The sequence below is a fragment of the Gelidibacter sp. genome (assembly GCF_039916245.1).
In the GTDB taxonomy this organism is placed as follows: domain Bacteria; phylum Bacteroidota; class Bacteroidia; order Flavobacteriales; family Flavobacteriaceae; genus Gelidibacter.
This window is the reverse complement of record NZ_JBDSLS010000151.1, coordinates 1-8597: the sequence shown is the minus strand read 5'-3', so window position 1 is coordinate 8597 and position 8597 is coordinate 1. Positions and strand designations below refer to the sequence as shown.

The window sequence follows — 8597 nt, the reverse complement described above, 5'->3', positions numbered from 1 at the left end:
TGAGCATCAAAAGTAGCTCTCAAATCTTTTGGTAGATTCTTTGTGAAATGGATCGTAACGTTGTTTTCTTTTTTAGTGTCTATAATATAAACTACATCGCCATTGCTATCTTTCAAATAGCCCTTATCGCCTACTTGGCCACCACCTTCGGCATAAAACGGCGTTAGGTTGAATACCAATTGGTACATTTCGCCATCCTTTTTTGAAACCACTTTTCGATAGCGTGTAATCTTAACCTTGGTTTCAAGCAGATCATAACCTATAAATTCCTGTACATCATCTTCCAGTAAAATCGTCCAATCTTCAGTGGTCATTTCACTAGCAGCACGAGAACGGTCTTTTTGTTTTTGCATTTCAACATTGAACCCGTCAACATCTACCGTAAATCCATTTTCTTTAGCGATCAGCTGAGTTAAATCTAAAGGAAATCCGTTGGAGTCAAATAATTCAAAAGCATCTCTACCAGAAATTACTTTTAGATTTTCTAAGGTCGTTTCATCTGAAACGCTATCGGCTTTAATTCGTCCGTTGGCATTTTTGATAATGGCTTCCAAATTAGAAATACCTGACGAAATTGTTCTTAAAAACGATTGCTCCTCTTCTTTAATAACGTTTTCAATCAGCTGTTTTTGAGATTTCAATTCTGGGAAGGCATCGCCCATTTTCTTACTCAAGACATCCACCAATCGGTAGATGAATGGTTCTTTTTGATCCAAGAATGTAAAACTATAACGAATGGCTCTTCTTAAAATTCGACGGATGACATATCCAGCCCCCGTATTACTTGGCAACTGTCCGTCAGCAATTGAAAACGCCACAGCGCGTACGTGATCAGAAATCACTCGAATTGAGACATCCACCATTTCGTCTTTTCCGTAGGGTTTATCAGTAATGGTTTCAATCTCACGAATAATTGGCGTAAACACATCCGTATCATAATTGGACTGAACACCTTGCAATACCATACACAAACGCTCAAAGCCCATTCCCGTATCAATATGCTTTTGAGGCAACGGCTCTAATGATCCGTTGGCTTTTCTGTTGTATTGCATGAATACCAAATTCCATATTTCAACCACTTGCGGATGATCCATATTGACTAAGGTTCTGCCATCGACCTTTTCCTTTTCTTCCGCTGAACGGATATCCACATGGATTTCACTACAGGGTCCACACGGACCTTGGTCGCCCATTTCCCAGAAGTTGTCATTTTTATTACCCATCAAGATGCGATCTTCAGAAATAAAAGATTTCCATAAATCGTAAGCTTCTTGATCCATTGGCAAATTATCTTCTTTACTGCCTTCAAAAACGGTAACGTAAAGGATGTTTTTATCGATGCCATAAACTTCTGTCAAAAGTTCCCAAGCCCAGGCAATAGCTTCCTTTTTAAAATAATCGCCAAAACTCCAGTTGCCCAACATTTCAAAAAGCGTATGATGATAAGTGTCAAAACCAACCTCTTCCAAATCATTGTGCTTACCAGAAACACGCAAGCATTTTTGAGTGTCGGCAATGCGCTTGTTTTTAGGCTGTGCATTCCCCAAAAAATACTCCTTAAAAGGTGCCATTCCAGAATTGACAAACATTAAGGTAGGATCATCCTTCAAAACCATGGGTGCCGAAGGTACAATAGCGTGTTGTTTGTCCTTGAAAAAACTTAAAAATTGGGAACGTATGTCTTGAGATTTCATTTCGATTATTTGATGTCTTATTTTATATTAATTTTAGCAATACGGCACACTTTTTCACAAAGTTATTTTAAAGTTTGCATATCGCACGCCTACTTTACTTGAGAATCGTTTAGTTTTACTAAATTTACAATTAAAATATTTTGTAGGTTTGTTCGTTAGGTTAATGTCAAAAGGCCGTCAACAGTCTTTTTAACTGTGCAAAAATAGTATAAATTAGGAAATGAGTAAGGTAAAATATTATTACGATTCTGAAACCCTCTCTTATAAGAAAATAGAGCGACGAAAAAGGAAGACTTTAAAGTATGTTTCTTTATTTATTTTGGCATCCGCCCTGTTTGCTTTTCTATTTGTGTTTTTGGCAAGTCAGTTTGTACAATCGCCTAAAGAACGTGCATTAGCAAGAGAACTCCAGCACATGGAATTGCAGTATCAACTATTGAATAAAAAAATGGATGAGGCCCAATCGGTCTTGGCCAATGTTGAAGAACGCGACAACTCTATTTACAGACTTTATTTTGAAGCTAATCCTATTCCAGAAGAACAGCGTAAAGCAGGTTTTGGAGGTGTCAATCGCTATAAAGATTTAGAAGGTTTTGACAATTCAAAAATCATAGTTGAGACCAATAAACGCATGGATATCTTGCAGAAGCAAATTGTGGTTCAGTCCAAATCCTTAGATGAAATCGCCATTTTAGCAGCAGATAAAGAAAAATTCCTAGCCTCGATTCCAGCTATTCAACCGATTAGCAATGAAGATATGACCCGAATAGCTTCAGGCTACGGCTATCGCACAGACCCTTTTACCAAAGTTAAAAAATTCCATTATGGCATGGATTTTACGGCTCCAAGAGGCACACCCGTTTATGCTACTGGCGATGGCACTGTCGTTAGAGCAGACAACGCTTCATCAGGTTACGGCAATCATATTAGGATTGATCATGGCTATGGTTATGTGTCACTTTACGGCCATTTGTACAAGTACAATGTACGTGTCAATCAAAAGGTAAAACGTGGCGACTTAATAGGTTTTGTGGGTAGTACCGGACGTTCTCAAGGACCACATATACATTATGAAATTTTTAAAGATGATGAACGCATTAACCCCATGAATTTTTATTATGGTCATTTATCAGCAGAAGAATATAGCATATTACTGGAGCGCGCATCTTTAGAAAATCAATCCTTGGATTAATATGTATATCGATCTACCTGAAAAAAGATATTATGGTATTGGTGAAGTAGCGAAAGCATTCAAGGTCAATACGTCTTTGATTCGATTTTGGGAAAAGGAATTTGACATCCTAAAACCAAAAAAGAATGCTAAAGGCGATCGAAAATTTACACCTGAGGATATTAAGAATCTTAAATTTATCTATCATTTGGTCAAGGTGCGTGGTTTTACGCTTGAAGGCGCAAAAACCCATCTGAAGGAAAACAAACAAGAAGCGCTCAGCAAATTTGAAATCATCAGCAAATTAGAAGATATAAAATCTCAACTTTTAAAAATTAAATCACAACTCTAAAACCAACACATTATGAAAAAATGGCTTGTTCCCGTAATTATCATCGCTTTAATTGTAATCGGAATTTACTCCTGGGGAAAAAAATTCAACAATACAGCGGTCGAACTTAGAGAAACGGCAACCAGAAGTTGGGGTGACGTAGAAAGCAGCTACCAACGCCGTAATGACCTTATTGGTAACCTTGTGAAAACAGTGCAAGGTGCAGCCGATTTTGAGCGTACGACCTTAAAAGAAGTCATTGAAGCACGGGCAAAAGCAACGGCTACAACTATTGATCCTACTCACCTCACCGCAGAAAACATGGCACAGTTTCAAGAAGCACAAAGCGGATTGAGCGGGGCGTTATCGCGATTATTAGTATCGGTAGAACGTTATCCTGAACTGAAAGCGAACCAAAACTTCCTGGAATTACAGTCGCAATTGGAAGGTACAGAAAACCGAATTAATGTTGCGAGAGATCGTTTTAATCAAGCGGTAGAACCTTATAACAAACACATCAAAGTTTTCCCAAACAGTGTATTGGCAGGTCTTTTCAATTTTGAGGACATGAGTTATTACAAAGCAGATGCTGGGTCTGAGAAAGCTAAAGAAGTTGAGTTTGATTTCAAAAAATAATCTAAACTTTCAATTCGTTTTGATAATGCTTCACTAAAGCGCAACTATCTAAAATATAAAAATGTCTAAAACAGAAGATTTTCTTACCGCTGAAGAAGAGCAACAAGTAATTGAGGCCATCAGGATAGCAGAAAAAAACACTTCAGGAGAAATACGAGTACATCTCGAAAAAAACTCTAAGATTGATGTGTACGAGCGTGCTTTGGAAGTGTTTCACTTACTAAAAATGGACAATACAAAACTTCAAAATGGGGTTTTGATTTATGTGGCCGTTGAAGATAAAACCTTTGTTATTTTTGGGGATGAAGGCATTAATAACGTTGTCGATGAGGATTTTTGGGAAAGCACCAAAAACGTCATGCAAGGCCATTTTAAAAGAGGCCATTTCAAACAAGGATTGGTTGATGGCATTTTAAAGGCCGGCAAGCAATTGGAAACTTATTTTCCATGGGAAACAGGCAACAAAAATGAAATTCCAGATGATATTTCTATTGGATAAAAAAGATAAAGTGAGCACTATGCAGTTTTCAGACAGCAGTCAAAATACTAACTATAAAAAAAGGAGCGTTTATCAACGCTTTCTTTTTACTGCACTGTTGGCGCTGTGCAGTATTCAGTTTGGATTTTCCCAATTTAATATTCCTGAAAAACCAAAAAAAACTACTGAACAAACGAGTGTTTATCAGTATACACCTCTATTATCTGAAAGCCAAAAAAACAGTTTAGAGCAAAAACTTATAAAATATTCCGACTCCACTTCCACACAAATCGTGGTGGTCATCATCAGTTCCACACAAGGCGAAAACATCAATTACCTAGGTGCGCAATGGGGAGAAAAATGGGGTATTGGGCAAGCAAAAGAAGACAATGGGGTCTTGATAATATTGGCTAAAGACGATCGGAAGATTGCAATCAACACAGGTTATGGCATGGAACATTTACTGACCGATGCCATGTCCAAACGTATCATTGAACAAGACATTATCCCCTACTTTAAACAAAATGATTATTATGGCGGATTAAACAGAGGTGTTGATGCTGTTTTCGAAGTGATGACTGGCGAATATAAAGGCACACGAAAAGATAACTCTTCTGAAGGGTTTCCTGCCGGATTTTTTATTCTGCTTTTTATAATATTCATCATTGTCATGATGTCAATTTCTAAAAAGAATCATGGCGGCGGACCAGGCAGCAACAAAGGTGGTGGTTTTAGTATTTGGGACGCTATTATTTTAAGTAGTCTCGGACGTGGAGGAATGGGCGGCGGCTCTTCCAGAGGTGGATTTGGTGGCGGTGGCGGCTTTGGAGGTGGCGGCGGCTTCGGTGGAGGTTTCGGTGGCGGAGGCTTTGGCGGAGGTGGTGCTTCTGGAGGATGGTAGTTTTTTAGTCGGCAGTGATCAGTCTTCAGTTGGCAGTGTTCCCGCCCTCGCAAAAGCTACGGACGGGCAAGCAGTTGGCAGTCTGATTTCTCACTAAGTTCTATCCATAGTTAAATAGCCTAACATTCAATTTCAATCTAAACGTTCTGCGTCAATAAACGGGATCTGCGGGAGAAAAGGATTAAAATTCTGGATTTCAGTTTCAACTTCAAGTTCAGTTTCAATTTCGATTTCAACTTCAAGTTCAATTTCAATTTCAAAAAACATGTCTTACAAACCAAAAAACTACAATTCCCTAGCACCTTATCTCATTGTGGACGATGCGCAAAAGCTTGTCGATCTTTTAAAAATCGTTTTTGACGCTAAAGAATTAAGACGCTATGATCGTGAAGATGGTTCCATCATGCACATCGAACTCAAATTGGACGATTCCGTCCTGATGATCAGCGACAGTACTGAAGATTATCCGGCCATTACGACCATGTTGCATATGTATGTTCCAAATGTGCATAAAACCTTCGATTTAGCGATTGCAAATGATTGTATGCCATTGGAACATCCAACTAGCGACGCTGATAATCCTGAGACCAGAGGTGCTTTTATGGATTATGCAGGAAATTATTGGGCGGTAAGTACGCAAAAAGAGTAAGGCTTTAAAAATCAAATTTTAAGTGCCAAATTCCAAAACGGTCATACTTATCCGTGAACAGGCATGCTTGATATTCAAGACTTCATGCTTCAAATTAAATTCCAAAGTATTTTTTTTACGGTAATGAGCGCACTCTATTTAATCACAATTTCTCCCAATAAATTGGCTGTTTTAAGTGTGATCGTCTTTAGGTTAACGGGCGATTTTGAAATGTTGACGATTTGAGAATAGGACTCATATCCTAAATAGGAAATGGTAAGATTTAAGGAATCTTCATACGTCCAATTGTCCAAAACAAAATGACCGTTTTTATCAGAAATGGTGTAAGTGATTAAAGTAGAATCCTTAAGCGTTTCGAGATAAATGGTGGCAAATTCCAAAGCCGACTGATCGGCTTCAGAAACTAAAATGCCAGAAATCTTAAATGATTTACCTTGAGAAAAAGTCATGCAAGTGCATAACAATGCAAGAATGCATAGATATTTTGTCATTATTTTGATTGATGATGATGAATATCCTTCAAAAAAACAAAAATAAATATGAATTCGTCTGAATTTTCTTAATAAAAGTAAGAATAAACGCTATTCTTACTTTTTACGCATATAAATACTGATGGGAACGCCATGAAAGTTAAATTGCTCGCGTAACTGATTCTCTAAAAAGCGTTTGTATGGTTCTTTGACATACTGCGGCAAATTACAGAAAAAGGCAAATTGAGGCTGCGGCGTTGGCAATTGCATGATATATTTGATCTTCACGAATTTCCCTTTTAACGCAGGCGGCGGATAATTTTCGATAATTGGCAATAACACCTCGTTAAGCTTACTGGTTTTTATCTTTTTGCTGCGGTTGTTATAAACTTCAACAGCAGTTTCAATCGCCTTAAAAATACGTTGTTTATTAAGCACCGAAACGAATACAATTGGCACATCCGTAAATGGCTCAATTTCCTTTCGAATTTGTCTTTCGTAATCTCTTACGGTATTGGTTTCTTTTTCAACCAAATCCCACTTATTGACCAAAATGACGATGCCTTTTCTGTTGCGCTCAGCCAACCAGAATATGTTTTGCACTTGTCCGTCAAAGCCACGTGTGGCATCATGAACTAGGATCACCACATCACAATGCTCAATAGCTCTAACGCTACGCATCACGGAGTAAAACTCCAGATCTTCCTTTACTTTGGATTTACGACGGATTCCCGCAGTATCAACTAAATTAAACTCAAATCCGAATTGGTTGTATTTGGTATCAATAGAATCTCTTGTCGTACCGGCAATATCCGTAACAATATAACGGTCTTCGCCAATTAGGGCATTAATGAATGAGGATTTCCCTGCATTAGGACGACCTACCACAGCAAATCGTGGTAATTCACTTTCTTCTTCAAAAACGTCATCTGGCAAAGATTTAACCACTTCGTCGAGCAAGTCTCCTGTACCGCTGCCACTAATACTAGCAATATTGAAATACTCGCCTAAACCTAAGGCATAAAATTCGACCGCATCTTCAGCACGTTTGTTGTTATCCACTTTATTAACTGCCAAAAACACTGGTTTATTGACTCTTCTGAGCAGTTTGGCAACATCTTCATCCATGCTGGTCACACCAGTTTCCACATCCACCACAAAAATGATCACATCGGCCTCTTCAATGGCGATTTCAACCTGTTTGTCAATTTCAGCCTCAAAAACGTCATCACTCCCAATGATATATCCTCCAGTATCAATTACTGAGAACTCACGTCCATTCCATTCTGATTTGCCGTAATGCCTATCTCTAGTTACACCGCTCACTGCATCAACAATGGCCTCCCTACGTTTGATTAAACGATTGAATAAAGTTGACTTTCCAACATTTGGACGACCTATAATAGCTACTATATTACTCATACTTCTTTAATTGTTTGCAAATGTAGTGTTTCCATTTTAAAAAAAATAGACTATTTTTCAGAGCACTAAACTATAATTATGCCCATATCCAACGAAATTGTATTAAGACCGCGTTTTAAAATAGAATTAGACCATGATAACACGTCTGTTTTAAAGACTTTTGAAGCTGCTAAAGCCTCCTGTGAAACTTATAAAATAGTTAGGGTTGATGATCACATTTTTATCCGATTGCCTACTCACCATCAACAATTTTGGTCGCCGCAACTGCATTTGGAAATTAATGAAACGGATTCTCAAACTTCAATGTTGCATGGATTATTTGGACCAAATCCGACGGTTTGGACCATGTTTATGTTTTTACATTTTTTGGTAGCAGGACTTTTTATTGCCTTTGGGATTTGGACTTATACGAATTGGACTTTAAAGAGTCCGTATGCGATTCAATTTGGATTGATGCTACTTATGGTCGCTGCTTGGTTTGTGCTTTATTTTGCTGGACGCTTCGGAAGAGCGAAAGGCAAGGCAGAAATGCATGGGTTGTATGATTTTATGAATGCGACTTTGAGGGAGAATGGGATGATTTGAAGAACGGAGGACCGAGGATTGAAGATTGAAGATTGTTGAATATTGATTGATAACTGTGGACTAATTATTACACAGAGTTCCACGGAGTAGCACAGAGTTTCACAGAGACATAAAGGAAAAATATTAAAGAGAATAGTTTGAAAAATATTTTTTTCAGATGTGTCTAATATTTAAAACAAGCTAAATTCTCCTCCTTTGGAAGGAGGAGTGGATTCAATTCCAGAAAAGGAATTGAAGACGAGTTGGTTTTTATATACTGC

11 protein-coding genes are annotated in these 8597 nt (G+C 38.0%); 7 read left to right on the top strand and 4 right to left on the bottom strand.

Annotated features, from left to right (window positions below; all coding sequences use genetic code 11):
- Window positions 1-1694, bottom strand: a 1694-nt coding sequence (gene alaS, locus ABIQ28_RS07870; RefSeq protein WP_348036340.1) for an alanine--tRNA ligase, incomplete at its 3' end; no start/stop codon positions are given.
- Window positions 1695-1914: 220 nt separating this feature from the next.
- On the opposite strand from alaS, the gene ABIQ28_RS07865 reads away from it, so the two are divergent.
- From ABIQ28_RS07865 to ABIQ28_RS07845, 5 genes are all read left to right on the top strand, one after another.
- Window positions 1915-2886: a M23 family metallopeptidase gene (locus ABIQ28_RS07865; protein WP_348036339.1), complete on the top strand. Its 972-nt coding sequence runs from the start codon at window positions 1915-1917 to the stop codon at window positions 2884-2886.
- A 1-nt stretch (window position 2887) separates the two neighbouring features.
- Window positions 2888-3217, top strand: coding sequence for a MerR family transcriptional regulator (locus ABIQ28_RS07860; RefSeq protein ID WP_348036338.1), 330 nt, complete (start codon window positions 2888-2890; stop codon window positions 3215-3217).
- Window positions 3218-3229: 12 nt separating this feature from the next.
- Window positions 3230-3832: a LemA family protein gene (locus ABIQ28_RS07855; RefSeq protein WP_348036337.1), complete on the top strand. Its 603-nt coding sequence runs from the start codon at window positions 3230-3232 to the stop codon at window positions 3830-3832.
- A 61-nt stretch (window positions 3833-3893) separates the two neighbouring features.
- Window positions 3894-4331, top strand: coding sequence for a TPM domain-containing protein (locus ABIQ28_RS07850; RefSeq protein ID WP_348036336.1), 438 nt, complete (start codon window positions 3894-3896; stop codon window positions 4329-4331).
- Window positions 4312-5211: a TPM domain-containing protein gene (locus ABIQ28_RS07845; RefSeq protein ID WP_348036335.1), complete on the top strand. Its 900-nt coding sequence runs from the start codon at window positions 4312-4314 to the stop codon at window positions 5209-5211. Before ABIQ28_RS07850 ends, ABIQ28_RS07845 begins: the two co-directional genes overlap by 20 nt.
- A gap of 132 nt (window positions 5212-5343) precedes the next feature.
- On the opposite strand, the gene ABIQ28_RS07840 is transcribed toward ABIQ28_RS07845, so the two are convergent.
- Complete coding sequence (locus tag ABIQ28_RS07840) at window positions 5344-5478, bottom strand: hypothetical protein (RefSeq protein WP_348036334.1); 135 nt, start codon at window positions 5476-5478, stop codon at window positions 5344-5346.
- Between ABIQ28_RS07840 and ABIQ28_RS07835 the strand changes: the two genes are divergently transcribed.
- A complete protein-coding gene (locus ABIQ28_RS07835) occupies window positions 5477-5860 on the top strand; it encodes a VOC family protein (RefSeq protein ID WP_348036333.1) in 384 nt (127 codons plus the stop codon). The two genes, ABIQ28_RS07840 and ABIQ28_RS07835, sit on opposite strands and share 2 nt — an antisense overlap.
- A gap of 134 nt (window positions 5861-5994) precedes the next feature.
- On the opposite strand, the gene ABIQ28_RS07830 is transcribed toward ABIQ28_RS07835, so the two are convergent.
- Together ABIQ28_RS07830 and der are read right to left on the bottom strand one after the other, a co-directional pair.
- Complete coding sequence (locus ABIQ28_RS07830) at window positions 5995-6351, bottom strand: carboxypeptidase-like regulatory domain-containing protein (protein ID WP_348036332.1); 357 nt, start codon at window positions 6349-6351, stop codon at window positions 5995-5997.
- Between the two features lie 96 nt (window positions 6352-6447).
- Window positions 6448-7752 carry a ribosome biogenesis GTPase Der gene (gene der / locus ABIQ28_RS07825; RefSeq protein ID WP_348036331.1) on the bottom strand — a complete coding sequence of 435 codons (1305 nt, stop codon included), beginning with the start codon at window positions 7750-7752 and terminating at the stop codon, window positions 6448-6450.
- 78 nt (window positions 7753-7830) lie between these two features.
- Here der and ABIQ28_RS07820 point away from each other — a divergent pair, with 78 nt between their 5' ends.
- Window positions 7831-8337: a GTP-binding protein gene (locus tag ABIQ28_RS07820; protein ID WP_348036330.1), complete on the top strand. Its 507-nt coding sequence runs from the start codon at window positions 7831-7833 to the stop codon at window positions 8335-8337.
- Window positions 8338-8597 lie beyond the last annotated feature (260 nt).